Origin of the sequence: Nocardia sp. MDA0666 (genome assembly GCF_003023875.1) — a bacterium.
Taxonomy (GTDB): Bacteria; Actinomycetota; Actinomycetes; order Mycobacteriales; family Mycobacteriaceae; genus Nocardia; species Nocardia aobensis.
In genome coordinates this window covers 69,312-95,823 of the sequence record NZ_PYHT01000016.1, presented here as the reverse complement: position 1 = coordinate 95,823, position 26,512 = coordinate 69,312, and the positions used below count along the sequence as shown (strand labels likewise).

Here is a 26,512-nt window from a genome sequence, read left to right as displayed (position 1 = left end):
CGTCACCACCGGACCTTCCCGGTGGTGACGTCGGAGTGGCCGGGCCGTGGCAGCCGCGCGATTGGATAGCCCGCAGGATGCGGACGGCCCGGTCTCCCGGTGGACACACCCGCCGAGTGTGCTGCGGGGATCGCGACAGGGTGGAATACTCCGCGTATGCACCGGCTTCCGCGCTGTTTTGCTGTCCTGTTCGCCGCCTTCGCCTCGATTGCCGCGATTGTGCCCGCGGTAGCCTCGGCAGATCCCGGCGGGCCCGCCATCGTCGACGTCCATCCGCTGGGCGGTCGCCAATATTCGGTGGTGGTCTATTCCCCGGCGATGAACAAGCAGATCACCGTGTGGATGTCGCATCCGGATTTCGCGGCGCCGGCGCTGTATCTGCTCAACGCCGTCGACGGCGGTGAGGACGGCGGACCGTGGACCAACCGCACCGACGTCGCGCAATTCTTCGCCGACAAACCGGTGAACGTGATCGTCCCGATGGGCGGGCGGGCCAGCTACTACACCGACTGGAAGTCCGACGATCCGGTGCTGGGCCGCAACGAGTGGACCACGTTCCTGACCCAGGAGCTGCCGCCGCTGCTGAACTCGCGGTTCCAGATGACGGGCCGCAATGCCGTCGCGGGCACCTCGATGTCGGCGACCTCGTCTCTCGATCTGGCGATCGGGGCGCCGGGTCTGTACCAGGCGGTCGGCGCCTACAGCGGGTGCCCGCTGACCAATGGCCCGATACCGCAGGCGTATGTGTATACGCAGCTCGGCGTCTTCGGGGCGAATGCCGGGAATATGTGGGGCGTGCCGGGTGATCCGGACTGGGCTGCGCACGATCCGGTGGCGAACGCCGATCGTCTGCGCGGAACGGCCCTCTACATTTCCTCGGGCAACGGGGTGCCCGGCCTGCACGACACCCTCGCCGATCCCTCGATCGGCGGCAATGCGGGCGCGCTGGCCAACCGGGTCGCGATCGGCGGCGTGATGGAGAGCGTCGTCGACTCGTGCACCGGACAGCTCACCGGTCGCCTTGCCGCCCTGGGCATTCCGGCGACTGTCGTGCACCGCAACGGCACTCACGCGTGGGTGTACTGGCAGGACGATCTGCACGATTCGTGGTCGGTCTTCGCCCCGGCGCTGGGAGTGTAGGCCGGATTCCGGTCAGCCGGCCGTACCCGGCTCGGACGTGGTGCGGCGAGCCCGGTCGAGTTCCCAATACGCGCGCAGGGCGGCGATGCGGCCGTCGGCGTCCACCCGGTAGGTGAACACCCCGTCGACCTCGACGGTGATCTCCCGGCGGACGCTGGTGATGGTGCCGACGAAGGCGACCTCGGCGCCGCAGGCGTAGGAGTCGCGCATCCGGAACGCGATATCGCTCTCGGCGATGGCGGTGTCCCAGAACGCGGCGATGGCGTCCCGGCCGCGGTGGCCGTTCCCGGCGCGGTCGTACGGCGATCGGCCGATCGGATCCTCCACTACCGCGTCCGGGGCGAACAGGTCCAGCCAGGTGGTGCGGTCCTTGGTGCGGACGGCGTGCTGGGATGCCAGTCCCGCCGCGCGAGCCGGATGGTCGGCCATGATTCTCCTATCGGTGCGCGGCGATGACGGTCTCGCCGTAGCGGGTGATCGCATCGACCTTCTCGGCGAGGCTGCGGGTATCCGGCGTGGCGTCGTAGACGCTGCGGAATCCGACGATCACATCGGTGACACCCGAGGCGGCCAGCTGTGCGATGCCCTCGGTGTCGAAGGGGTCGCGCGCCACGACGTGGATCTGGAATTCGGAGGTTCGCGCCGACGCGGATGTCTCGTATTCCGAACGCAATTCGGCCAGGCGACTCAGGAGTACGGACAGTTCGCCGTGGTCGCCGCCCGCGTGCATCCACCCGTCGCCGCGTCGGACCGCACGCCGCAGCGCGGCCTCGCTGTGGCCGCCGACGAGGATCGGAATCGGTGTGGTGGGGACCGGAGTGATCTCCACGGCGGGCAGGTCGTAGATCTGCCCGCGATAGGCGAATTCACCGCCGCCGCACAGGCCGCGCACGATGTCGATACCCTCGTCCAGGCGTGCGCCGCGGCGCTCGAACGGCACGCCCATCATGGTGAAATCCTGTGGCCACGGACTGATTCCGACGCCCAGCGACAGCCGGTCGCCGCTCAGCACCGCCAGCGTCGCGGCCTGTTTGGCCACCAGGACGGGCGGGCGCACCGGCAATTTCAGCACGAACGGTGTGACCCGCAGTGTGGACGTGGCCGTGGTGATCGCGGTGGCGGCGATCATCGGCTCGGCGAAGGGCTTGCCGCGCAGGAACTCTCGCCGCCCGTCGGTGGTGTAGGGGTAGCGCGGGTCACCGTCGCGCGGATAGGCCAGGCTGTCCGCCAGGCAGATGCCGGTGAAACCGGCCCGTTCCGCGGCTCGGGCGAGGTCCACCCAGTGCGCGGGGTCCCCGCCCGCCTCGGCGAAATGGAAACGCATGACCGCCATGGTGGCCGCCGGTCGCGGTGTGGTGGGCCGGCGGCCCGGTCAGCGGCCCTGCGGGACGACTCAGTGGGCCGATGGGTTGACCCGGCCCGTGCCGCGGGTCAGCGGCCCACCTGCCGGCGATAGGTCACCTTGTCGAATTCGCGGCCGTACTCGTCGACGGCCACCACGTCCATCTCGCTGGCGAAGAATCCCGGTCGCACATCGACCCGGATGAACGAGTAGTTGCGGAAGCGCACCCGCGACCAGGGCGCGGCCTCGTCCTGTTTGGTGCCCGCCGGCGTCCACACATAGCTGTTGGGCACCGCGGTGTCGGGCACCTCGTGGCCGCGGTAGGTCTCCGGGGAGCCGGGCTGGAAGCCGTAGCGGGGACGGCCGCCGCCGCCCACGGTGTAGTAGACGGTGCCGTCCGCATCCGGGTAGACGATCGCATTGTCGCCCGCCGCCTTGGTCGGGCGGCCGCCCCGGATCGGGTCGGTGCGCTCGAAGATGTGGTTGTGCCCCTGCAGCACCAGATCGACCTGGTAGCGGTCGAACAGCGCACACCAGGCATCGCGCAGGCCGCCGTCGCTGGCATGGGAATCGGTGGTCGAGTACGCGCAGTGGTGGAAGAAGCAGACGATGAAGTCGATATCCGGATTCGCGCGGTACTCCGCGAGAGTCCGCTCCACCCAACCGGTCTGGGCGCCGCCCGAATAGCCGGTGTTGGCCTTGATCTCGTAGGAGACGTCGTTGGCGTCCAGCGACAGCACCGCCACATTGCCGTAGGTGAACGAGTAGGCCGACGGGCAGCCCGCGGGCCCGTTGGCCGGAAGGTCCAGGCGGGCGAGGTGTCCGCCGTACCCGTGGGTGTCGTAGGCGGCCTCCATGTCGTGGTTGCCGGTGGCGAACATCCACGGTGTGGTCGAGGCGCTGGCTTCGATGGCGCCGAAATACACGTCCCACACGTACGGATTGAACTTGTCGAATCCGTCGGGCAGTTTGTCGCCGGCGGCGACGTAGCGCGGCTTCTTCCCCGCGCCCGACGGGTCGGCGTAGGCGATATCGCCCGCAAGCACATGGAAATCCGGCTTGCAGGCCACGATCTGGCGCATCACGTTGTCCGCGTGCGGGACCGCCGGGTCGTTGTCGGGTTTGTAGTACTTGTCGTCGTAGTCGCCGGGGGCGACGCCCGCCGGCTGGGTGGGTGTGTCGTCGGTGCCCTGATCGCCCATCATGGTGAACCGGAAGGGAAGTACCGCGTTGCGCACACTCGGCATCGCGGTCGACGCGGCGCGGATGTCGCCGACGAATCCGTCGGAGGTGCGCCAGCGGTAGAAATGCGGCAGCCGTCCGGGCAGGCCGTCGACCGGCGCGTGCACATAGAACTGTTCGGCGGCGAGTACGCCGCTGTCGCTCGTGGGGATCTGAGTCACCAGATCGCGCACCTCCGCCTCGACACTCGCGCCGAGCGCCGGGGTCGGTCCGTGATCGAGAAAGACCTTGGCGCCGCTGGGATTACGCGACAGCTGCGCGGCGAAGCGCAGCTGACTGGCGGCGTCCGGGCCGAAGCCGACGTGGCGGCCGCCCACCGCGAGCTGCGCCTGATCGGCATAGGCCCGCCCCGCGAACGGTGAGGTGCCGACGGCGGCCACCGCGGCGGCTGCGGCCGAACCGCGCAGGAAGTTCCGCCGCGACACCGCATGCCGCCGCAGATATCCCCGGTGCCATTCGTGCTGTTCGGCCATCGTCATGGTGGCGGCCAGCTGCTCGGGGATTCCGGTATCGGGGATGTCACCGGCAGGATTCAAGCGATTCCGCATGAGGTTGGATGCTGGTCCAACCATCGCACCGGAGCAACCGCTGCGGGTTCCCAAGGGCGCGAATTCTCGGTGAATTCTTCGAACCGGCCGCCGCGGGATCGGTCCGGATCTGTCGGTGCCCGGTGTGAGAATGCCGTATGGCCTATGACGAAGAGTTGGCCGATCGGATCCGGGACCTGCTCGGGCCCGCGGTGACCGAGACGGTCGAGAAGCGCATGTTCGGCGGGCTGGCCTTCCTGGTCGGCGGCAATATGGCGGTGGCGGCCAGCGGTCAGGGCGGCCTGCTGGTCCGGGTCGATCCGGCGCAGGCCGAGGAGCTCATCGACGGTTCCGCGGTCGCGCCGATGGTGATGGGCGGCCGGGAGATGCGGAACTGGTTGCGGGTGGCGCCGGAATATCTCGACGACGACGAGGTGCTGCACACCTGGCTGGATCGCGGGCTCGGATACGCCCGTACGCTCCCGCCGAAATAACCGGAAGACGTTGTCCCGCTGTGTTATTCGGGTGCCTGCAGGGCGGGGAACCAGATATCGGTGAGGACTTCGGCGGCCGCGGCCGCGGTGACCTCGATGGTGCCCTGCATCGCCCATCGGGTGAAGAAGCGTTCCAGCTGCGCCACGAGTAGTTCGATGCGCAGGCGCGCTTCGTCGCGGCGGCCCTCGGGCCAGCGCGCCAGATAGTCCGGCATCCCGTCGGCGAGCTGCATGATGCCCTCCCGCGCGAGGTCGCGGAACTCCGGTTCCAGGGCGGTCGCCTCGTCCCAGGCGGGAAGCAGATCCTTGTTGTCGAAGAACCACTCGATGGCCCGGCGCATCCACGTGGTGAACTCCGCGCGGGAGCCGGTGGCCAGGACCCGGTCCAGATCCCGGTAGAAGAATTGGACGCTGGCGAGCGTGCCCTGTTCGGCGATCGCCCGCAGCACCTCGGTCTTACCGGTGAAGTGCAGGTAGAAGGTGGCCCGGCTGCAGCCGACCGCGGCGGCGATGTCGTCGACGCGCACTCCCAGATAGCCCTCACGCGCGAACAACTGCCGCGCCTCCTCGACGATGCGCATCCGCGTCGCCCGCTTCTGCTCATCGCGCAGCGACCCGCGCCGGGCGGTCGATTCCGAAGGCATGACGTCGATGATAGACGCCCGCACACTCACTGGACGCCGTGTCCAGTGAGTGCTACCGTGTGTGCCACGTCACGTCCGGCGCTGCGCCGAACGCCGCGGTGAGGAAACAGGACATGCGCGCATTGCAATTGACCGGGCCCGGCACGCTGGAGCTACGCGAGGTCCCGATCCCCGAGATCGGACCCACCGATCTGCTGCTGAAGGTCGGGGCGGCCGGAATCTGCCATTCGGATTCCTTCGTGCTCGGCTTGCCGTTCCCGCTGCGCGAGGATCCGCTGACGATGGGGCACGAGATCGCCGGCACGATCGAGGCGGTCGGCACCGAGGTCGACGGTCGTCGCGCGGGGGAGCGGGGCCTGGTCTACCTGTGCTGGTCCTGTGGCGTGTGCCGGGAATGTGTGAGCGGTAACGAGAACGTCTGCCTCGCGGCGGGGCGCACCGCGATGCCGCCCTGCCCGGGACTCGGGCCGGACGGGGGGATGGCGGAATACGTTCGTATTCCGGCGAATTCGTTCGTGCCCATCGGCGAGCTGGACTTCGCGATGGCGGCGCCGCTGGCCGATGCGGCGCTCACGCCGTATCACGCCATCCGCGGGGCGGCCGACCAATTGCGGCCCGGCGCCACCGCCGTCGCGATCGGTATCGGCGGGCTCGGACATGTCGCGGTGCAGATCCTGAAGGCCATTACGGCCTGCCGCATCATCGCGGTCGACATCTCCGCGGAGAAACTGGAGCTCGCCACGGCATGCGGTGCCGACCTCGCCCTGCCGGCCGACGAGAAGACCGCCGCCCGCATCCTGGACCTCACCGACGGCCGGGGCGCCGAGGCGGTTTTCGACTTCGTCGGCAACGACGCCACCGCGAAACTGGCCGTCGAAACGGTTGCGCCGAACGGTGCCTATCGCATGGTGGGACTCGACGGCGGAATTCCGGGCATCGACGCCGGACCCGCCGGTGGACCAGGCCTGCCGTGGGGCGCCACCGTCCGAAAGTCCTACGGCGGCACGAGAAGTGACCTGTACGCCTCGGTCGCGCTCGCGCAGCGCGGCGCCATCGGCGTATCGGTCGAACGTTTCGACCTCGCCGAGGGCCCGGCCGCATTCGAACGACTCGACCGGGGCTTGATCCGCGGTCGCGCCGTGCTCATCCCGTAAGCAGAAAGTGAAGGTTATGACGCGAGCTGCCGACCCGCAGGCCATCGCCGCCCGGATCACCGCCGACCTCACCGGTCCCGGTGGCCGGTTCGAGATGGTGGTCGAAGAGATACTGGGCGCGCCGATTCCGGTGATGCGCGATCGGCGGCGCAGTATGGCCGAGCTGTTCCACGCGGGCACGGCCTGGGGTGACCACGACTATCTGGTGACCCCCGACCGCCGGATCACATTCGCCGAACACGGTGCCGCGGCAACGGCTCTCGCGCGCGCACTCGCCGATCGATACGGTGTCGGCAAGGGTGACCGGGTGGGCATCCTCGCCGCGAACACGCCCGAATGGGTGACGACGTTCTGGGCGGCGCAGGTGCTCGGCGCGATTCCGGTCGGCTACAACGCGTGGTGGGCGCCGCGCGAGATCGCCTACGGTCTCGAGCACACCCGCCCGACGGTGGTCGTCGCCGATACCAAGCGCGCCGCCCTGCTGGTCGAGGTGGGCAGCGACATTCCGGTGCTCACCATGGAATCCGATCTGCCGCGGCTGATCGCCGACCCTCCCGGCCCGGCGCCGGAGGTGTCGATCGCGGAGGACGACCCGGCGGTCATCCTGTACACCAGCGGCACCAGCGGACGGCCCAAGGGTGTGGTGCACACCCAGCGAAACCTGCTGGCGGTCTGCGACTATCACCGATTCACCGATGCCATGGCGGCCGCCTTCCGTGGCCAACAGCTCGGACCGGGGCCCAGCGATCGCCGATTCCTGTTGACGTCACCGCTGTTTCATATCGCGAGCCTGCACAATCTGATCATTCCGCGGCTGGCCACGGGCGCGACCGTGGTGATGAACACCGGCAGCTTCGACCCGCAGCGGGTGTTGTCGCTGATGGAGCGGGAACGGGTGACCAACTGGGGTGCGGTGCCGACGATGGTCAGCCGCATGCTCGACCACGACCTGTCCCGTTACGACCTGTCGAGTCTGGTGGCGTTCTCGCTCAACGCCGCCCCGTCCTCGCCGGCCTTCCATCAACGGCTGCGCCGGGAACTTCCGATGGCCGAGGTCGCGCTCACCACGAGCTACGGCCTCACCGAAAGCGGCACCGCGGCAACGGTTGCCACGCCGCCGGTGCTGGCCGCCCACCCCGACACCGTCGGGATGCCGATCATCGGCGTGAGCATCGAGATCCGCGATCCGGACAACGCGACGCTGCCCGACGGCGAGGAGGGCGAGATCTGTGTGCGCAGCCCGTACGTGATGCTCGGCTACTGGAACGACCCGGCCGCCACCGCGACCGCCATCGATGCCGAAAGATGGTTGCACACCGGCGATTTCGGTGTGATCGAAGAGGGACGGCTGCGCCTGTCGGGACGGCGGTCGGATCTCATCCTGCGCGGCGGGGAGAACGTGTACCCGACCGAGATCGAGAACGTGCTCGACGAGCATCCCGCGGTGCTGGAATCAGCGGTACTCGGTGTGCCGCATGCGGATCTGGGGCAGGAGGTGGCGGCCGTCGTGGTGGTCGCCGATCCCGCCGGCGTGACCGAGGACGAACTGCGGACCTTCACCGCCGAGCGGCTCGCCTACTTCAAGGTGCCGGCCCGCTGGGTGATCACGGCACAACCGTTGCCGCGCAACGCGACCGGCAAGGTCGTGCGGCGCGAGATAGAGATCTGACGCGCCCCGCCGGGGCGGGTGGGTGAAAGAGGGACTGTCATGTACGACAGCATCATCAAGGGCGGTACCTGGTTCGACGGCACGGGCGCGCCGTCGGCGGTGCGCGACGTCGGCATCCGCGACGGGCGGGTGGCCGCCGTCTCGGCCGAACCCCTGGACGAGTCCGGCTGCGAGACCGTCGTCGACGCCACCGGCAAATGGGTGATCCCCGGGATGCTCGACATCCACACCCATTACGACGTGGAGGTCCTGCTGGATCCGTCGCTGTCGGAATCGGTGCGCCACGGCGTCACGACCGTCCTGCTCGGTTCCTGTTCGCTGTCCACTGTGCACGTCGGCGCCGAAACCGCCGGCGACCTGTTCGGCCGGGTGGAGGCCATCCCGCGCGGACATGTGATCGACGCTGTCGGTGACGTGAAGACCTGGCGCAATGCCCACGAATACGCCGCGGCCCTGGACGCCTCGCCGCTGGGGCCGAATGTGGCGGCGTTCCTGGGACATTCGGATATCCGCGCCGCGGAGATGGGGCTGGACCGCGCTACCCGCACCGAGGTGAAGCCGACGGCCGGCGAGCTGACCGCCATGCGCCGGCATCTCGACGAGGCCCTCGACGCCGGTTTCGTCGGTATGTCCTCGCAGCAGCTGATGTTCGACAAACTCGACGGCGAGACCTGCCGGTCCCGCACCCTGCCCTCCACCTACGCCACGATGCGCGAACGGCATCAGCTCAACGCGATCCTGCGGGCTCGGCGGCGCGCTCTGCAGGGCGGGCCGGATGTGGCGCGACCGCAGAGCTTGGTGGCGATGGCGCTGTCGAGTCTGGGTATCGGGCAGCCGCCGCTCAAGGTGAGTCTGCTCTCGGCGGCCGATATCAAGGCGATTCCCCTGGTGGCGCATGTGTTTCCGGCCCTGGCGCGGGCGATCAACGCAGTCGGCGGTGATTTCCGTTTCCAGCATCTGCCGGTGCCGTTCGAGGTGTACGCCGACGGTATCGACCTGGTGGTGTTCGAGGAATTCGGTTCCGGCGCAGCGGCATTGCATCTGTCGAATCAGCTGGACGAACGCCACCGGATGTTGCAGAGCGAAAGCTATCGCCGTCAGTTCCGCAAGGATTACGACCGCAAGTTCGGCCCGCGGGTGTGGCATCGCGACTTCTTCGACGCCGAGATCGTGGAATGTCCGGACAGCTCGGTCGTCGGCAAGACCTTCGGTCAGGTCGGCGTGGAACGTGGGGGAGTGCATCCGGTCGACGCGTTCCTCGATCTGGTGGTGGAGTACGGGCCCAAGGTGCGCTGGCGCACCACGATCTCCAACCATCGGCCGCGCGTGCTGGATCGCTTCGCCGCCGACCCCGGCGTGCAGCTGGGTTTCTCCGACGCCGGTGCGCACCTGCGCAATATGGCCTTCTACAACTTCGGGCTGCGGCTGCTGCGCCGGGTGCGCGATGCCGAACTGGCGGGGCGCCCGTTCATGTCGGTGGAACACGCGGTGCACCGGCTCACCGGGGAATTGGCCGACTGGTACGGGCTCGACGCAGGACATCTGCGCGTCGGAGACCGCGCCGACGCGGTGGTGATCGACCCGGCCCGGCTGGATGCGGGACTCGAGCGCTACACCGAACAGACGATGCCGTACTTCGGCAATCTGTCGCGCATGGTCAATCGCAACGACGACACGGTGAATGCCGTATTCGTCGGTGGCCGTTATGTTTTCGGCAACGGTGTGGCCGCGCCGGTGCTGGGGTCGCAGCGCACCGGGCGCTTTCTCGCCGCCGCCTGACACGGTCGGCCGACGGACCGCCCGGGTTCGCTTCCGCGATACCGGTATCGCCGGTGGGGTTTGCGCCGGTGAGGCTAGCGCCGGACGTGTCGAATCTCCGCCCGGATGCGGGTGGTGCTCAGCCGAGCTGGTCGAGCTTGCGGTGCAGGACGGCTCGCTCTCGGTCGTTGCCGCACCAGCGCGCCGCCAGCTCCCACTCCTCGCGGGCCTCGCTCGTGCGGCCGAGGCGGGTCAGCAGTTCGCCCCGGACCGTCGGCAGCAGGTGGGAATTCGGCAGTGCGCCCTCGGCGCGCAGACCGTCCACGATCGCGAGTCCGGCGTCCGGACCCTGCGCCATGGCGACCGCGACCGCCCGGTTCAGCTCGACCACCGGTGACGGGGCGAGGCGGCCCAGCGCTTCGTAGAGGCTCACCACGCGCTCCCAGTCGGTGTCGGTGATCGAGCCGGCGACGGCGTGGCATTCGGCGATCGCGGCCTGCACGCCGTAATAGCCCAGCCCGCGGCCGACCTGTCCGGCGCGGGTCAGGGCGGCGCGGCCGCGCCGGATCGCCGCACGGTCCCAGCGCCGCCGGTCCTGATGCTCCAGCAGCACCGGCTCGCCGTCGGGGCCCGTCCGCGCCGGGAAGCGGGCCGCGGTCAGCTCGAGCAGCGCCAGCAGTCCGTACACCTCCGGTTCGTCCGGCACGAGATGGGACAGCACCCGAGCCAGTCGCTGTGCTTCCCCGGCCAGATCGAAGCGGATCAGTTCGGTGCCCGAACTCGCCGACGAACCTTCGGTGAAGATCAGGTAGATCACGCTGAGCACCGAATTCAGCCGGGCAGCACGCTCACCCGCCTCCGGTACTTCGAACGGAATATGTTCCGCGGCAAGGGTTTTCTTCGCCCGGGTGATCCGGGCCTGAACCGTCGCGGCCGGAACGAGAAATGCTCTGGCGATCTCGTCACTGGTGAGACCGCCGACCACACGCAGTGTCAGTGCCACCCGCGCCTCCCGGGAGAGCACCGGATGACATGCCGTGAAGATCAGCGCCAGCACGTCGTCGTCGATGCGATCGGGATCCCACAGCGGTTCCGCTCCCGAACGCATCGGATCCGCACCGGGCCCGCCGGTCAGCGCGCCGCCCTCACCCAAGTCGTGGGCGAGGGCGGCGTAGCGATCGTCGAGGGCGGACCGGCGGCGGAAGGTGTCGATCGCGCGCCGCCGCCCCACCGTGAGCAACCAACCGGCCGGATTGTGCGGTGTCCCCTCCCGCGGCCAGGTGACCAGCGCCTCGGCCAGTGCTTCCTGCGCCAGATCTTCGGCGAGGGCGAAATCGCCGGTGTAGCGGGCGAGCGCGCCGACGATGCGCGCGGATTCGATCCGCCACACCGCGGCGACCGCCTCGCGTCCGGTGGGATCGGCCGTCATCCGGATGTTCCGTTCAGAGCTGCCCGGTGGCCTCGCGCCACGCCCGCTCCTTCTGAATCCAGACGTTGTCCTGCGGAAATTCGTCGATCGTGGGCACCCGCCGGATCTCGGTCTTGCACCCCTTGACGATGACCGGCATCCGCTTCGCCCACTCGACCGCCTCCTCCTTCGAGGCCACGTTGAGCAGGTAGAACCCGCCGAACAGTTCCTTCGTCTCGCCGTACGGACCGTCGGTGACGACCGGGGTTTCCCCGTCGTAATCGACCACCACACTCTCGGCGGGGTCGAGCCCCTCCGCCGCGAGCAGCACGCCCGCCCGGATCAACTCGTCGTTGAACTTGCCCATCGTCTCCAGCATGGTGCCGAAATCGACCTCGCCCATACTCGCGTAGGCCTCGTCCGTGGCGCGCATGATCAGCATGTACTTCATGGTGTGTCTCCTTCGTCTCGCGGATCCCCTCCGGACCCTCTCACCCCTAGGTCGAACGACAACCACTATGGATCGACACGGCCACCGAAATTTTCCGAAAGTTTTTTCCCGCCCGCATTATCGCAGGTCGTTGGGCCCCCTACCCCTTGTTCGTGGTGCGCAGGGCCCAGGCGAGGACGCCGAGGGCGCCGGTGCTGGCGAGGGCTCGCAGGATGTTGAGGGTGATCCAGGGGCCTTCGAACTGGTGGCGGAGGGTGGCGAAATCGCCCGAGGAGGTGTCGGCCAGCTGGTTGTTCAGGGGGACGTTGCCGCCCGAGGTGATGAGGAAACTGATCACGTTGAGGGCCAGGGCGAGCAGGACCCACCACAGCACGGCGCGCTGATCGGTGCGCCAGTACAGCACGGCGGCCAGGCCGGTGAAGGCGACCGAACCGAGGAAGCTCAGCATGAAGACCGGGTTGACGATGACGGTGTTGATGCGGTTCATCACGTCCACGAAGGTGCGGTCGTCGAGTTGGCGCAGGGCGAGCATCACCGAGCTGGCGTAGGCGTAGAAGACACCGGCCAGCAGGCCGGTGGTGACGGTCGCGCCGATCAGGGAGCCGGTCGCGAAGCCGGAGGTGGTCGAGGTGGCGGTGGCGGTGGTCGCTGTCATGCACTCAGTACACCGGGAAACGGTGAGCGTTCCCATGGTCCGGACGCTCGCTCCCATACGCGAGCGTCTACGAGATCCGGTTTCCGGCGGAGCCGGCCCCGGGTAGCGTCGATCCATGGCCACCATCCGCCACGACATCGCGATCGACGCACCACCGCAACACATCTGGGACGTACTGCGCGATATCGGCGCCGTGCACGAGCGCCTGCTACCCGGCCGGGTCGCCAACGCGCCCCCGAAGTCCGGATCCGTATCGAATACGGCGCCGCGGAGATGAAACGAGCCATCGAAGCGGCAGTGGTCCGGGGAGTGTCGCCGGGAGCGGCCGAGGTCAGCGGAACGGAGTGATATCGGCGAGTCGCCCGGCCCGCATCTTGTTCACCCATTCCGGGTCGGCGAGCAGTGCCCGGCCCAGCGCGACGACATCGAATTCGCCGCGTTCGAACTGCTCGCGCAGCAGGGTGAAGCGCTGCGCCTGCGTTTCGTCGATGGTGTCGCCGCGGAAGACGCTGTCCACGCCGACCGAACCGACGGTGATCACCGGCAGCCCCGTGATCTTCTTGGTCCAGCCGGCCAGGCTGAGATCGTCGGCGGCGTCGGTGAATTCGGGTAGCCAGTGCCGACGCAGCGAGGTGTGGAAGATGTCGACACCCGCTTCCACGAGCGGGGTCAGCAACTCTTCGAGTTCCGCCGGGCTCTCGGCGATGCGCGCGCTGTAGTCGACGCCCTTCCACTGCGAGAAGCGGTAGATGATCGGAAAATCCGGTCCGACGGCCGCGCGCACGGCGGCGACCACCCGAGCCGGGAAGGCGGCGCGCCGCCGGAGGGAGCCGCCGTAGTCGTCGTCACGGTGATTGGTTGCGGCCCAAAAGAATTGATCGAGCAGATAGCCGTGCGCGCCGTGCAGTTCGATGCCATCGAATCCCAGCTCCCGGGCCAGGAGCGCGGACTCCACATACGAGTCGACGAGCGTGTCCAGGTCGCCGGTCGTCAGCGCACGTCCCACCGGCGCTCCGGTGAAGTCCACTCCGGAGGGGCTCACGGTCGGCGTCTCCGGCTCGAAGCGGGGTTCGTTCCCGCGATCGACGCCGGTATGCCACAGCTGCGGCACGATGGCCGCTCCTTCGGCGTGCACGGCCTCGACCACCGCCCGCCACCCGGCCGCACTCTCGTCGCCGTAGAACCGCGGCACCTTCCGGATCGGCCCGGCCGCCGGCCCCCGGACGTAGGTCCCCTCGGTGATGACGAGACCGACACCTCCGGCCGCGTGTTCGCGGTAGTAGTCGATATTCTCCCCATTCGGAATACCGTCCGGCGATTTTGCCCGCGTCATCGGAGCCATCGCGAACCGGTTCCGCAACCGCAACGATCCCGCGTGAAATTCGGTGAACAATTCGTCCAGGCGAATCCCCGGCTCCTCGACCAAACCCTGTGACATGCGGCACATTCCCTTCCGATTCGACAACTCGGCCCTCGGATCCCGGCAACAACGGCGCCGCGACGGGAATTCCGGAGGAGAACCGCTCAGTGCGGGGCGGCGTCCAGGGTCGGGCGGATGATTTCGTCGGCGATCCAGTGGGCGACTCCGTCCGGGTACGGGGCGGGCGGGTTGAGGACCAGGTGGGTGAAACCGGCGTCGATCAGCTCGAGCAGCGTCTCGCGTATGCGGCCGGGGGCGTCGTAGGAGATGGGCAGTTGCGCCGAACGGGTGATGTGTGCGGGATCGCGGCCGATCGCCGCGCAGTGGTCGTCGAGTGTACGGCTGTGTTCGCGGAGGGTGTCGACACCGGTCAGCGGGGGTCCGATCACATTCCAGAGATCGGCGTGGGCGGCCACGATCGGCAGCGTCGACGCGCCCGCACCGGCGAGCAGAATCGGCGGGTGGGGCCGCTGGACGGGTTTCGGATCGCATTGGGCGCCGGTGAGAGGAAAGTGTTCGCCCGGGAAGTCGAACACCTCCTCGGTCCACATCCGCCGGATCAGGACGCAGGCCTCGCCCAAACTGCTCACCGCATCGCGCCACGTGCCGACCGGAATGCCGTACGCCGCGTACTCGGGCGCCACCATCGTCGCGAAGCGGGGATCGTTGCGCGGGAACCCGCCGACGCCGATCCCGAACTCCAGTCGCCCACCCGAGATCACGTCGACGGTGGCGGCCATCTTCGCCAGCAGCGCCGGATGTCGAATCCGGTTGTTGGACACCAGCAATCCGAGCCGGAGTCGTCGCGTCCGCGCCGCCAGCGCCGCCAGCAGCGTCCAGCCCTCGAGGACCGGGCCCGCCGACAGGCTCCCCGTCGAATCGCCGTCGTGCCCGGCCAGCCCGACCGCCGCCCGCGGCAGCAGATGGTCGTACAACCAGGCATGCTCGATCTCGGGTATGTCGTCGGCCTCCAACCACACCCGCAGGATGTCCGCGTAGCCGACGTGCGCGGGTGTCGTCTTGATGCCGAAACTCGGTGCGGGCCCGAGGGAATCGCTCATACCGGCGAAGCTAGTCCGTGGAGTGCGCTCCAGGTCAAGGGCTGCCGAACGGGCGAATCAGCGCGACGGTGGCAGCACCGGGCTCTGCCAGGCCCGCGCGTACTTCTTCTTGTTCGCCATATCGACAGGTTTGCTGCGGTACACCACGTACGGGCGCACCAGATAGCCGACCGGGGCGCTGAACATGTGGACCAGCCGTGTGTAGGGCCAGACGGCGATGAGCGTCAGCACGATGAGCCCGTGCGCCTGAAAGGTCCAGGGGGTGCCGACCATCAGGTCCGGCTGCGGATGGGCCGTGAAAAGGCTTCGGAACCACGGCGATACGGTCTCGCGATAGTTGTACGTGCCCCACAGCAGATTACTGCCGACGGTATTGAGCAGCCCGGTGATCAGCGCGGCGGCGAGCAGCACGTACATGAACTTGTCGTTGGTGGTGGTCGCCTTGCGCACGGCCGGGACACGCACGCGGCGATAGGCGAGGATCGCGATACCGGCGATCACCGCGACGCCCGCCACCGTACCCGCGGAGACGGCGACCACGTGATAGAGGTGCTCGGAGATGCCGACGGCGTCGGTCCACGACTCCGGAATCAACACGCCCAGCACATGTCCGCCGATCACACCGAGCATGCCGAAGTGGAACAGCGGGCTGCCCAGGCGCAGTAGCCGGGATTCGTAGATCTGCGAAGACCGTGTGGTCCAGCCGAATTGGTCGTTGCGGTAGCGCCAGAGATGGCCCAGCACGAACGAGGTGAAGGCGATGTAGGGCAGGGTGGCCCAGACGGTGGATGTCATCGTCGATCTCCGGATCCGGCGAAAAGCCCTGCGGTGGCGGAGGTTCCGGCGACGGGCGGCGAATACAGGTCGGGGTTCATGGCGGGATGCGTCGACTCGCCGTTCATCGAATACGGTTCCAGCCCGACGTCCTCGTCCGGCGGTCCCTGCGCGGCCAGTTCCGCGATCCGGCGGCGATCTGCCGTGGTGGGCGGGGGCAGGGTGGCGAGGACGGCGGCGAGGGCGCCGGCATACGGTGAATCGCTGTCGGTGAGCGACAGCCGCAACATCTCCAGCACCGGCACGTGTTCGCCGAGCAGTCGTTCACCGCCGATCGGGTCGACGGTGGCGGCGAACTCCAGCAGCACCGGAAGATGGTCGGGCAGTTCGCGATCCGACAACTCCGCCCCGGCGTGCCGATAGGCGTGCTTGAACCGCAGCAGCGCCATACCGCGCTTGCGGGTGTCGCCGTAGGCGTAATAGGTCAGATGCAGGCTGGCGCGCCGGCGCAGGTCGAAGGTGTCGACGTAGTCGCGCGCCAGGGTCAGCGGTGCGGTGCCGGTCAGGTGGGTGAGCAGCCGATCGAGATCGGCGCGCACCGGCTCCGGGAGCGAGGCCACCGCCTCGGACAAATCGGCGAGCATCGCCAGCGTGTCCGCGCCGGGGTAATCGAGGAGGAGCGCTGAGATCCGCCAGATCAGCCGGCGATCCCGTTCGGACATCGGGACGACCGGCGCGGGGCGCTTTCGTAACGTCAGCAGTCCCATGACCGCACCTCTCGTCGTGCGGAACCGAGGCGGTGGCACATCCTCATCGGCTCGCTCCGCTCGGTTCGGGCAGCGTGTCGTCGACTACGTCGTGTGCGGGACCGTTCTCGTGCCCGTTCGTCTCCGGATGCCCGTCGGCGGCACCGTTGCCGTTGCGTTCCGGCACCAGCCCCTCGGTCGACCCGCCGTCCCAATTCAGCAGATTGATCCGCGACGACTTCTGCTCCGGCGCAGCCGAATTGGCGTCGACGAGCGCGAACTTCTCCGACGTCACATCGAAGGCCGTCATCCCCGGCCCGCCGTCGCCGTCCAGACTGCACCCCGTCGCCAGCGAATCCAGCTCGTGCGCCCGGGAGGTCGCGCCCGACGGAATCACGTACCGGTGTTCGTACTTGGCGATGGCCAGCAGCCGGTACATCGCCTCGATCTCCTCCGGTTCCAGGCCCACCGCGCCGGGAATCGCCAGATCGGGTTCCTGGCCGAGGTTGATCGAGCGCATGAACGACCGCATCCCGGCCAGCCGCTGCAATGCCGCGCGCACGGGCCCGATATCCCCGGCGGTGAACAACTCGGCCAGATACTCCACCGGAATGCGCAGCGAATCGATGGCGCCGAACAGATTTCCGGCATCCTCACCGTCGTGCCCGGTCTCGGACAGCACATCCACCACCGGCGACAGCGGCGGCACGTACCAGACCATCGGCATGGTCCGGTATTCCGGATGCAGCGGCAACGCGATCTTGTAGTCGACGATCAGCTTGTAGACCGGCGAATCCTGCGCCGCGGCAATCCATTCCGGCGAGATTCCGGCGCGTTCGGCCTCGGCGATCACCCGCGGATCGTGCGGATTGAGGAATACGCCCAGCTGCGACGGATACAACTGCTCCGGATCGGTCACCGAGGCCGCCTCGAGGACCGCGTCGGCGTCGTAGAGCATGACGCCGATGTAGCGCAGCCGCCCCACACACGTCTCCGAGCAGACGGTCGGGATACCGACCTCCACACGCGGATAGCAGAACGTGCATTTCTCGGCCTTGCCGGTCTTGTGGTTGAAGTAGATCTTCTTGTACGGGCAGCCGGTGATGCACTGCCGCCAGCCGCGGCATTTGTCCTGGTCGACCAGCACGATGCCGTCCTCGGCACGCTTGTAGATCGCACCCGAGGGACAGGAGGCACCGCAGGACGGGTTCAGGCAGTGTTCGCAGATGCGGGGCAGATAGAACATGAAGGTCTGCTCGAACTCGAGCTTGACCTGGTCCGACAGCCGCGCCAGCAACGGATCGCGGCCGACCTGTTCCGGTCCCGAGCCGAGGTCGTCGTCCCAGTTCGCGCCCCAGGTGACCTTCGTATCCTCGCCGGTGATCAGCGATTTGGGCCGTGCCACCGGGGTGGTGTCCATGGCCGGCGCCGACAGCAGATTGTCGTAGTCGTAGCTCCAGGGGTCGTAGTAGTCCGACACCGTCGGCAGATCCGGATTGGCGAAGATGTTGAGCAGCCGCTTCATGCGCGACCCGGACTTCAGGGTGAGGCGGCCGCGGCGGTCCAGCGTCCAGCCGCCCTTCCACTTCTCCTGATCCTGGTACTGCCGCGGATATCCCTGTCCCGGCCGGGTTTCCACGTTGTTGAACCAGACGTACTCGGTGCCGCCCCGGTTGGTCCAGGCCTGTTTGCAGGTGACGCTGCAGGTGTGACAGCCGATGCACTTGTCCAGGTTCATCACCATGGCCAGCTGTGCCATGACACGCATATCAGTACTCCACTTCCTGTGAGCGTCTCCGGATCGTGGTGACCTCGTCACGCTGATTTCCGGTGGGCCCGTGGTAGTTCAGGGCGAACGACTGCTGGGCGTATCCGCCGATCAGATGCGTGGGCTTGATCATGATCCGGGTGAGCGCGTTGTGGATGCCGCCCCGTTTGCCTCGGCCCGCCCGCATGTCCGGGGTGCCCTCGATGCGCGGTACGTCGACCGCGCGGTCCTGGGCGTGATACATGAAGACGGTGCCCTCGGGCATGCGGTGGCTGACGATCGCCCGGGCGACGACCACACCGTTGCGGTTGACCGCCTCGATCCAATCATTGTCGGCCACACCGATTTTCGCCGCGTCGCGATCCGACATCCAGATCGCCTGCCCGCCCCGCGAGAGGGTGAGCATATGCAGATTGTCCTGATATGCGGAGTGGATGGACCACTTCGAATGCGGAGTGAGGTAGCGGACGGTGACGCCCCGCTCGCCGACCGCCCCGACGCCGGGTTCGCGGAACAGCACCGACATGTCGAGCGGTGGCCGGAAGATCGGAAGTTGTTCGCCCAGTTCGATCATCCAGTCGTGATCGAGATAGAAGTGCTGGCGTCCGGTGAGCGTATGCCAGGGCTTGAGCCGTTCGGTGTTGATGGTGAACGGGGAGTACCGCCGGCCGCCGGTTTCGGATCCGGACCATTCCGGTGACGTGATCACCGGCACCGGCCGCGCCTGCGTATCGGCGAAGGTGATCCGCTTGCCCTCGTGCTCGGCCGCCAGATCCGCGAGCCGGGTGCCGGTGCGGCGCTCCAGCGCGTGGAAGCCCTCCACCGCCAACCGGCCGTTGGTGGTACCGGACAGCGCCAGGACGGCCTCCGCCGCGTGCACGTCCTTGGCCAGCGACGGGCGGCCCTGCGCGACGCCGGAGACCACGGTGCCGTTGACTCCGCGCAGATACTCGACCTCGGCGTCGGGGACGGTCGTGACGCCCTTGGTGGTGACCCCGAGCGTTTCGATCAGCGGGCCCAGCGCCGCCATCTTCTCGGCCAGCTTCGGGTAGTCCCGTTCCACGACAACGAGTTTCGGCATGGTCCGGCCCGGAACGGGTTCGCATTCACCGGCTTTCCAGTCCAGCACCCGCCCCCGCGCCTGCGCCAGCGCGTCGGCCGAATCGTGTTGCAGCGGAACGGCGACCAGATCCTTGCGGACGCCGAGATGTTTCTCGGCCAGCCAGGAGAAGCCGCGCGCGATGCGGTGGAAGGCCTCGAAATCGGTTTTGGCCTCCCACGGCGGGGAGATCGCGGGGGAGAAGGCGTGCACGAACGGATGCATATCCGTCGAGGACAGATCGTGTTTCTCGTACCAGGTGGCGGCGGGCAGGACGATATCGGAGAACAGGGTCGTCGAGGTCATCCGGAAATCCAGCGACACCAGCAGATCCAGTTTTCCGGTCGGCGCCTGTTCCGGTCGGCGCACCTCCTGCGGTGGCACCCCGGCCGAATCGTCGGCCTGCAGATTGGAATCCGCGCCGAGCAGATGCCGGTGGAAGTACTCGTTGCCCTTACCCGAGGAGCCGAGCAGATTGGCCCGCCACACGGTGAGCACGCGGGGGAAGTTCCGGGGCGCGTCGGGATCCTCGCAGGCGAACTCGAGATCGCCGGATTTCAGGTTGCCCACGACATAGTCCTGCGGCGTCTGGCCCGCGGCCTCGGCGGCGTCGACCAGATCCAGCGGATTGCGGTCGAACGTCGGATACGTCGGCATCCAGCCCAGCCGCGAGGCCAGCGCGATATTGTCGGCGGCCGTGCGCCCCGCGAATGCGCCGGAACCCAGTGGGGAGGCGAAGGATTCGGAGGTGAAGGGGTCGTAGCGCCACTGGTCGTTGGTCAGATACCAGAACACCGTGCCCTGCATCTGCCGCGGCGACCGCTGCCAGTCCAGGCCGAATGCCAGCGTGGACCAGCCGGTGACCGGGCGGCACTTCTCCTGGCCCACGTAGTGCGCCCAGCCGCCGCCGTTGACGCCCTGGCAGCCGGTGAGCAGCGTCAGGGTGAAGAAGGCGCGATAGATCTGATCGGAGTGGAACCAGTGATTGGTCCCGGCGCCCATGAGGATCATCGACCGGCCGCCGGAGCGATCGGCGTTGTCGGCGAATTCGCGGGCGATGCGAATGGCCTGTGCCGCAGGCACTCCCGTGATCGACTCCTGCCAGGCGGGAGTGTAGGGCGCACTCGGGTCGTCGTAGCCGGTGGGCCAGTCGCCCGGCAGTTCCGGGCGCCCGACGCCGTATTGCGCGAGCAGCAGGTCGAAGACGGTCGTGACGCGGCGTCCGGCGACGACGGTGGTCGGCACCGAACGGGTGACCGTGCCGGTCTCGCCGTCGAAGCGGGGGAACTGTACGGCCGCAGCATCGTCGGTGCGGCCGTACAGAGTCATCAGCGGATCGACGTCGCCGAGGTCCAGATTCCATCGCCCGGCGCCGGATTCGGAGAACCGGTCGCCGAGGGTGCCGTTGGGCACCACGGGATTTCCGTCGCCGTCCAGGAGAACGGTCTTGTGCTCGGCGTTGTCCACGTCGAAACCGGGGAGGCCCGCGGCGGCGAGGTCGGCGGCGGTGAGGAACTTACCGGGCAGCCAGGTGTGGCCGCGATATTCGCCCTCGCCGTTCCAGCCGCCCTCGCGCTCGTCCAGCGTGATCAGGAACGGCAGATCGGTGTAGCGCTTGATGTAGTCGTCGAATCGCGCGGTGGACCGGTCGACGAAGAATTCGCGCAGCACCACATGGCCCATCGCCATCGCCAGCGCGGCGTCGGTGCCCGGGCGGGCGGGGACCCATTCGTCGGCGAATTTGGTGTTGTCGGCGTAGTCGGGGGAGACCACCACCACCTTCTGGCCGCGATAGCGGGCCTCGGTCATGTAGTGCGCGTCCGGGGTGCGGGTGACCGGGACGTTCGAACCCCACATGATCAGATAGCCGGCGTCGAACCAGTCCGCGGATTCCGGGACGTCGGTCTGGTCGCCGAACACCTGCGGCGAGGCGACCGGCAGGTCGGCGTACCAGTCGTAGAACGACAGCATCGAACCACCGAGCAGGGAGATGAACCGGGCGCCGACCGCATGCGAGACCATCGACATCGCGGGGATCGGTGAGAAACCCGCGATGCGGTCCGGCCCGTACTGCTTGATGGTGTAAACGTGTGCCGCGGCGGCGATTTCGGCGGCCTCCCACCATTCCGCGCGCACGAATCCGCCCTTGCCGCGCGCGGATTTGTAGGTCTTGGCCTGCTCGGGGTCCTCGACGATGGATTCCCAGGCCAGCACCGGATCCTTCAACCGGGCCTTCGCCTCGCGGTACATCTCGAGCAGGACTCCGCGCACATACGGATAACGTACGCGCGCAGGGGAATACGTGTACCAGGAGAACGAGGCCCCGCGCGGGCAGCCGCGCGGCTCGTACTCCGGTTTGTCGGCGCCGACCGAGGGATAGTCGGTCTGCTGGGACTCCCAGGTGATCACGCCGTCGGAGACGTAGATCTTCCAGGAGCAGGAGCCGGTGCAGTTGACGCCGTGCGTGGACCGGACCACCTTGTCGTGGGCCCAGCGGTCGCGGTAGAACTCGTCGGCCTCACGCCCGCCGACCTTGTGCACGGTGCGAAGATCACCCGACACCTCCCCGCGCTGGAAGTAGCGGCCCACCTTCAGCAAGGCATCGGCCGCCGACTCGGGTGCGCCGTTCGACACCGCGGCTACGCCGTTCGACTCTGATGAGGGGGCCGAACCCTTTTTGTGCGATATGACCACAACGCCCCCATCGAGACACATGAACCGGGCTGACCAGTCCGAGAGTAAGGACGCTCGCGGGGGCGGCAAAACGATCCGCTCACACCGCGCGCGAGCCGCCGGTGAGCTGTGAGGTGGGGGAAACGTGCCGGTCACTGGGCAATTGCCGGTCGCGCGGGGTGATTCCAACCCGACCTGCGGCGATACCGATTCCCGCGGTGCCGGGCCGTCGGCGCAGAGCCGCCGTCCACGCGCTCGGTGATGCTTTGGAAACCGGCGCTTCGCGGGCGTTTTACATTTGTTAACACATCCGCGCGGCGCCGAATATCGCACCGCCCGCCCGGCCACGTGGCTACGGTGTCACGATGGCGATGATTCCGACCGATGACCTGCCCACCCCGACGGCCGACGTCCTGCGGCGCCGGGCGCGCGCAGCAGGTCTCTCCATGAACGCCCATATTCGCGGCGAACTGATCGGGCTCGCTGGTCGGCGCGTTCCACTGGACGCTGTCGTGGAATTTCTGGATGCCGAGCGTCCCGGCCGTCACGATTCCGGCATCGACGCCGACGCCATGGCCGTGATCCGTGACTACGACCTTCCGGCGCAAACCTGGAGCGTTCTCGCGCGTCGCGCGGGCGCCGCCGGAATGCCGCTGAGCGCCTACATCCGGCAGGAGCTGATCACCTCGGCCCGCCGGACGACGGTGATCGACGTGGCGTTGGAGATGCTCGAAGTCCAGCAGGCGAATCCAGGTGTGGTCATCGATATGGGCGCGGTCGCGGCAGCGGCTCGATACGTGCGCGCGGAGTAGCTCTCCGCCGCGACGAGCGATGCCGATCAGGTTCTCGTCGAAGGAGATCGAGGGTAGCCACAGCGATGCCGCCAAGGGCGGGAAGACCATAGGCTGCCCCCGAATCCAACAACAGGAGAACCGATGTCGCGCTCTATTTCCGTTGTCAGCGTTCTCGTGCCGCTGGCACTCGCCGCTCACGCGGTGGTCGCAGGCACTGTGGCGCAAGCGGATCCGGTACCGCCCAATCTGATGGGACCGGCGGTACCGGCGATCGCCGACATCAACGCTGACGGTGTGCCGGATGTCGTCTTCAGTGATTACCTTCTCGGCGGGGGTGTGTCGGTCTTCCTGGGCAAGCCGGGAGGTGGCTTGCGGCCCGCCGTGCACTACGCCACCGGCGGCCAAGCCGACTACGTCGCCATCACGGACCTCGACCACGACGGCACAGTGGATCTGGCCGTCACGAACTTCGCCTCGAGCGACGTCTCGATCCTGCTGGGCCGCGGCGACGGCACCTTCGCGCCCGCGGTCAACTACGCCACCGACTTCGCGCCGGGCGCCTTGGTCGCCGCCGATTTCGATCACGACGGAAACCTCGATCTCGCCACCTCGAACCAAGCGCCGTCGTGGTCGCTGCTGCGCGGCCACGGCGACGGCACCTTCTCGCCTGCGGTGACGATATCCACCGCCGGTGGTGTCGGATCCGGTTCGGCCGATGTCGCCGATTTCGACGGTGACGGCAATCTCGACCTGCTGCGCGGCAACTACGTCAACAGCACGATCCAGATCTACCGAGGCCACGGGAACGGAACCTTCGCCGCGCCGGTCACTTTCGACTCGGGGGCGTCGACCGCGTGGTACGGAATGGCGCGCGATGTCACCGGGGACGGCAAACCGGACATCTTGTTCTCCAACCTCGTCAACGCGACCGTCTCGGTCCTCACGAACCGGGGCGACGGCACATTCTCGCCGGCCGTCGCCTACCCGACCGGAGGACTGCTGCCGCAGTGCTTCGACGTCGCCGACGTCGACGGTGACGGCAAACCCGACCTGGTCGTAGCCAACGGCGGCACCTCGAGCATCGCCGTCCTGCACGGCCGCGGCGACGGCACCTTCGACCCGCCGGCAGCCGTCTACCCCTCCGGCGGTCTGGTCCCGCTGTCCACTCCGGCGCTCGCCGACTTCAACGGTGACGGGAAACTCGACGTGGTCATCGGCAACACCCTCACGGGCAACATCACACTGCGAGACGGCAACGGGGACGGCACTTTCGGGCCGGCCGTCGACTATCCGGCGTAACCCGGTCCCCCTATTCGGCCACGAGTTCTGCCTCCGACTCCACCGCCCGCACCACCTGCTCCGGTACCTGTAGCGGCCCCGGGGTGTAGGTGACGGCACGCAGTGACCCGGTGTAGCGGAACGCCCCGCGGCGCTGTCGCAGGTCCCAGGCGACAGGGCCGCGGGCGTCCACGCCGACCGAGATACCGGTCCAGGGGGCCATGCCGACGAGCTGGACCTGGTCGGTGAGGGCGGCGACGGAGGTGCCGTCGACGGAGAGGGCGAAGTCCCAGCGCAGGCGCGGCCGTACCGTCGCGGCCAGGGTGACCTCCCGGGCGCCGGGGGCGATGAGCGCAGACACCTCGGTATACCGGCCGAACGAGTTGAAGCCGAACACGATTCGGCCGTCCTCGATGTAGAGCAGATAGCCTCCCTGCGGGTCGCCGTGAGCGACGAGTACCCCTTCGCCGCCGGCGTGGTAGCCCGCGAGTTCGGCGGTGACGGTGAAATCGCGGTAGGCGATGAGGCGTTGCGAGCGATACCGCTCGAGCGTCGGCGTCCCGGGCAGGATGCGTAAGGGCTCGGACAGCCGGGCTTCCTCGGGGCGCCGGCGCGCCAGATCCCGGCGGGTCAGCAGCGGGAAGACGGTATTGCGCCAGGCCGCCTCGTCCCACGCCGCGGCCAGTTCACGCACCTTGCCGGGAAATTCGGTGGCGACATCGTGCAATTCGGTGGGATCGGTCCGCACGTCGAATAGCTGCCAGTTCGGCGCGTCCACCTCGCCGCCCGGTTCGTGCAACGCGAGCAGTTTCCAGCCGTCCCGGTAGAAGCCGCGATGGCCGGTCATTTCCGAATACTGCTCGACATGCCGGGAGCGGGCATCGAGGTCCCGCAGTACCGGCGCCGCCGAAACGCCGTCGAAATCCTTGGCCGGCAGTCCGTTTCGCACCGACGGACGCGACACTCCGGACAGTTCCAGCAGGGTCGGCGCCAAGTCGGTGACGTATACGTATTTGTCACGAATCGCGTTGTCCGGCAGTCCCTTCGGCCAGGAGATGATGAACGGCACCCGTACCCCGCCGGCGAAGGTCTGTCCCTTGTAGAACCGGAACGGCGTGTTCGACGCTTGCCCCCAGCCTCGCGGATAGTGCACGCCGAGACGGGCGGTGCCGATCAGATCCTCGTCGTGCGGGACATCGCCCACCCAGTCCGGATCGTCGACGTGCGCGAATTCGGCCAGATAGCTGCGGGTGCCGACCGGGCCGCCCTCGGCGGTGCCGCCGTTGTCGGAGGTGAACACCACGATCGTGTTGTCCAGTTCGCCGAACTGCTCGACGGTGTCGAGGACACGCCCGAGGCTCTGGTCGATGCTGTCGACCATCGCGGCGTACACCTCCATGTACCGGGCGAAGCGGCGCTGCTGCTCGGCGCTCAGCGAATCCCATTCCTGCGCTTCATAACCCGGTTCGGTGTTGCGCGGTTGCTGTTCGGTTCCCGGCGCGAAGAGTCCCTGCGCCAGCTGGGAGGCGAATCGGCTCTGCCGCACCGCGTCCCAGCCCTGTGCGTATCGTCCGCGATATTTCGCCAGATCGACGTCCTTGGCCTGCAGCGGGCCGTGCATGGCGACGTGGGCGAAATAGAGGAAGAACGGCTTGTCCGCGTCGTGGGCGCGCAGATCCTTCAGGTAGGTGATCGCCTTGTCGGTCAGGTCGTCGGTGACGTAGTAGTCGTCCGGGTACTGCTCGATATCCACCACGGAGGAGTCGGAGACGATCTGGTTCGGGTAGAAGAACGAGTTGAAACCCTCCAGCGAACCGTAGTACCGATCGAAGCCGCGCTGTGTCGGCCACGAATCACGGTGTGCCGCAGGGTTCATCGTGGCGTCGCGCACGAGGTGCCATTTGCCGACCGCGTAGGTGGCGTAGCCGCCGGCGCGCAATATCTCCGGCAGGGTCAGCACATCGCCGGCGAGTTCCAGGCGCAGGCCCGGGTAGCCGGGATCGGCGTTGGCGACGAAGCCGAATCCGGCGCGATGGGAATTGAGGCCGGTCAGCAGGGCCGCGCGCGAGGGCGAACACAGCGGGGTGGTGTGGTAATTGGTGAGCCGGACGCCGCGTTCGGCCAGCCGGTTCAAGGTCGGCGTCTCGATTTCGGAGCCGAACGGGCCGATATCGCTGTAGCCCATATCGTCGACCAGCACCACGATGATGTTCGGCGCTCCCGCGGGGGCGCTCGTCGGATGGTCCCACGCCGGGGAGGATTCGGCGGTGGTACGGCCGATCTCGCCGGTGAAGGCATCGTATCCGCGGGCATACTCGGGCACTGGCATACGACCAGGGAACCCGCCGCGGCGTGCTGCCACCAGGGTTCGGCGCACTGTGCGCGCAACCGGTGCCGGCCGGGGACAGGGGTCGG

General features: G+C 67.9%; 22 protein-coding genes. 8 read left to right on the top strand and 14 right to left on the bottom strand.

Translation table 11 applies throughout. The annotated features are described in order from the left end of the window. Positions 1-156 precede the first annotated feature (156 nt). The gene (locus tag C8258_RS21645) at positions 157-1,140 is read left to right on the top strand and encodes an alpha/beta hydrolase family protein (RefSeq protein WP_106956779.1); all 984 of its coding nucleotides are present in this window, start codon (positions 157-159) and stop codon (positions 1,138-1,140) included. A 12-nt stretch (positions 1,141-1,152) separates the two neighbouring features. Here the strand turns inward: C8258_RS21645 and C8258_RS21640 are convergent, their stop codons facing one another. The 3 genes from C8258_RS21640 to C8258_RS21630 form a co-directional block, all read right to left on the bottom strand. Then, entirely contained in the window at positions 1,153-1,569 is a 417-nt protein-coding gene (locus C8258_RS21640) for a nuclear transport factor 2 family protein (protein WP_106956778.1), read from the bottom strand. Between the two features lie 7 nt (positions 1,570-1,576). Further along, positions 1,577-2,464: a TIGR03619 family F420-dependent LLM class oxidoreductase gene (locus tag C8258_RS21635; RefSeq protein ID WP_106956824.1), complete on the bottom strand. Its 888-nt coding sequence runs from the start codon at positions 2,462-2,464 to the stop codon at positions 1,577-1,579. Between the two features lie 107 nt (positions 2,465-2,571). Then, a complete protein-coding gene (locus tag C8258_RS21630; RefSeq protein ID WP_233225240.1) occupies positions 2,572-4,272 on the bottom strand; it encodes a metallophosphoesterase in 1,701 nt (566 codons plus the stop codon). A 137-nt stretch (positions 4,273-4,409) separates the two neighbouring features. On the opposite strand from C8258_RS21630, the gene C8258_RS21625 reads away from it, so the two are divergent. Beyond that, positions 4,410-4,745: a TfoX/Sxy family protein gene (locus tag C8258_RS21625; RefSeq protein ID WP_062963465.1), complete on the top strand. Its 336-nt coding sequence runs from the start codon at positions 4,410-4,412 to the stop codon at positions 4,743-4,745. A 23-nt stretch (positions 4,746-4,768) separates the two neighbouring features. On the opposite strand, the gene C8258_RS21620 is transcribed toward C8258_RS21625, so the two are convergent. Further along, a complete protein-coding gene (locus C8258_RS21620; RefSeq protein WP_063001431.1) occupies positions 4,769-5,389 on the bottom strand; it encodes a TetR/AcrR family transcriptional regulator in 621 nt (206 codons plus the stop codon). 113 nt (positions 5,390-5,502) lie between these two features. Between C8258_RS21620 and C8258_RS21615 the strand changes: the two genes are divergently transcribed. Genes C8258_RS21615 through C8258_RS21605 form a run of 3 tightly spaced genes read left to right on the top strand, consistent with a single transcriptional unit; the run spans position 5,503 to position 9,991 of the window. Next, on the top strand, positions 5,503-6,543 hold the full coding sequence (locus C8258_RS21615) for an NAD(P)-dependent alcohol dehydrogenase (RefSeq protein WP_106956777.1): 1,041 nt from the start codon (positions 5,503-5,505) through the stop codon (positions 6,541-6,543). Positions 6,544-6,559: 16 nt separating this feature from the next. After that, entirely contained in the window at positions 6,560-8,212 is a 1,653-nt protein-coding gene (locus C8258_RS21610) for a class I adenylate-forming enzyme family protein (protein WP_106956776.1), read from the top strand. Between the two features lie 39 nt (positions 8,213-8,251). Continuing rightward, positions 8,252-9,991, top strand: coding sequence for an amidohydrolase family protein (locus C8258_RS21605; RefSeq protein ID WP_106956775.1), 1,740 nt, complete (start codon positions 8,252-8,254; stop codon positions 9,989-9,991). Positions 9,992-10,109: 118 nt separating this feature from the next. On the opposite strand, the gene C8258_RS21600 is transcribed toward C8258_RS21605, so the two are convergent. The 3 genes from C8258_RS21600 to C8258_RS21590 form a co-directional block, all read right to left on the bottom strand. Beyond that, positions 10,110-11,399: an RNA polymerase sigma factor gene (locus C8258_RS21600; protein WP_106956774.1), complete on the bottom strand. Its 1,290-nt coding sequence runs from the start codon at positions 11,397-11,399 to the stop codon at positions 10,110-10,112. Positions 11,400-11,412: 13 nt separating this feature from the next. Further along, positions 11,413-11,829: a YciI family protein gene (locus tag C8258_RS21595; protein ID WP_036504404.1), complete on the bottom strand. Its 417-nt coding sequence runs from the start codon at positions 11,827-11,829 to the stop codon at positions 11,413-11,415. A gap of 139 nt (positions 11,830-11,968) precedes the next feature. Then, positions 11,969-12,484: a DUF1772 domain-containing protein gene (locus tag C8258_RS21590; protein WP_106956773.1), complete on the bottom strand. Its 516-nt coding sequence runs from the start codon at positions 12,482-12,484 to the stop codon at positions 11,969-11,971. 115 nt (positions 12,485-12,599) lie between these two features. On the opposite strand from C8258_RS21590, the gene C8258_RS21585 reads away from it, so the two are divergent. Further along, positions 12,600-12,761: a hypothetical protein gene (locus C8258_RS21585; RefSeq protein ID WP_199195802.1), complete on the top strand. Its 162-nt coding sequence runs from the start codon at positions 12,600-12,602 to the stop codon at positions 12,759-12,761. A 54-nt stretch (positions 12,762-12,815) separates the two neighbouring features. On the opposite strand, the gene C8258_RS21580 is transcribed toward C8258_RS21585, so the two are convergent. The 6 genes from C8258_RS21580 to C8258_RS21555 all read right to left on the bottom strand — a co-directional run bounded on the left by C8258_RS21580 (position 12,816) and on the right by C8258_RS21555 (position 22,067). Further along, entirely contained in the window at positions 12,816-13,922 is a 1,107-nt protein-coding gene (locus tag C8258_RS21580) for an NADH:flavin oxidoreductase (RefSeq protein ID WP_106956772.1), read from the bottom strand. 86 nt (positions 13,923-14,008) lie between these two features. Further along, the gene (locus C8258_RS21575) at positions 14,009-14,965 is read right to left on the bottom strand and encodes an LLM class flavin-dependent oxidoreductase (protein WP_106956771.1); all 957 of its coding nucleotides are present in this window, start codon (positions 14,963-14,965) and stop codon (positions 14,009-14,011) included. A gap of 57 nt (positions 14,966-15,022) precedes the next feature. Next, positions 15,023-15,760, bottom strand: a complete 738-nt coding sequence (narI, locus tag C8258_RS21570; protein ID WP_106956770.1) for a respiratory nitrate reductase subunit gamma — start codon at positions 15,758-15,760, stop codon at positions 15,023-15,025. After that, on the bottom strand, positions 15,757-16,506 hold the full coding sequence (narJ, locus tag C8258_RS21565) for a nitrate reductase molybdenum cofactor assembly chaperone (RefSeq protein ID WP_106956769.1): 750 nt from the start codon (positions 16,504-16,506) through the stop codon (positions 15,757-15,759). The genes narI and narJ overlap by 4 nt, the downstream gene beginning before the upstream one ends. A 43-nt stretch (positions 16,507-16,549) precedes the next feature. Further along, positions 16,550-18,253 carry a nitrate reductase subunit beta gene (gene narH, locus C8258_RS21560; RefSeq protein ID WP_106956768.1) on the bottom strand — a complete coding sequence of 568 codons (1,704 nt, stop codon included), beginning with the start codon at positions 18,251-18,253 and terminating at the stop codon, positions 16,550-16,552. Between the two features lies 1 nt (position 18,254). Further along, a complete protein-coding gene (locus tag C8258_RS21555) occupies positions 18,255-22,067 on the bottom strand; it encodes a nitrate reductase subunit alpha (RefSeq protein ID WP_106956767.1) in 3,813 nt (1,270 codons plus the stop codon). A gap of 323 nt (positions 22,068-22,390) precedes the next feature. Here C8258_RS21555 and C8258_RS21550 point away from each other — a divergent pair, with 323 nt between their 5' ends. Both C8258_RS21550 and C8258_RS21545 read left to right on the top strand, forming a co-directional pair. Next, positions 22,391-22,837: a hypothetical protein gene (locus C8258_RS21550; protein ID WP_106956766.1), complete on the top strand. Its 447-nt coding sequence runs from the start codon at positions 22,391-22,393 to the stop codon at positions 22,835-22,837. Between the two features lie 123 nt (positions 22,838-22,960). Next, positions 22,961-24,118 carry a VCBS repeat-containing protein gene (locus tag C8258_RS21545; RefSeq protein ID WP_106956765.1) on the top strand — a complete coding sequence of 386 codons (1,158 nt, stop codon included), beginning with the start codon at positions 22,961-22,963 and terminating at the stop codon, positions 24,116-24,118. 10 nt (positions 24,119-24,128) lie between these two features. Here C8258_RS21545 and C8258_RS21540 read toward each other — a convergent pair whose 3' ends face one another. Further along, on the bottom strand, positions 24,129-26,426 hold the full coding sequence (locus C8258_RS21540; RefSeq protein ID WP_106956764.1) for an arylsulfatase: 2,298 nt from the start codon (positions 26,424-26,426) through the stop codon (positions 24,129-24,131). Positions 26,427-26,512: the final 86 nt, after the last annotated feature.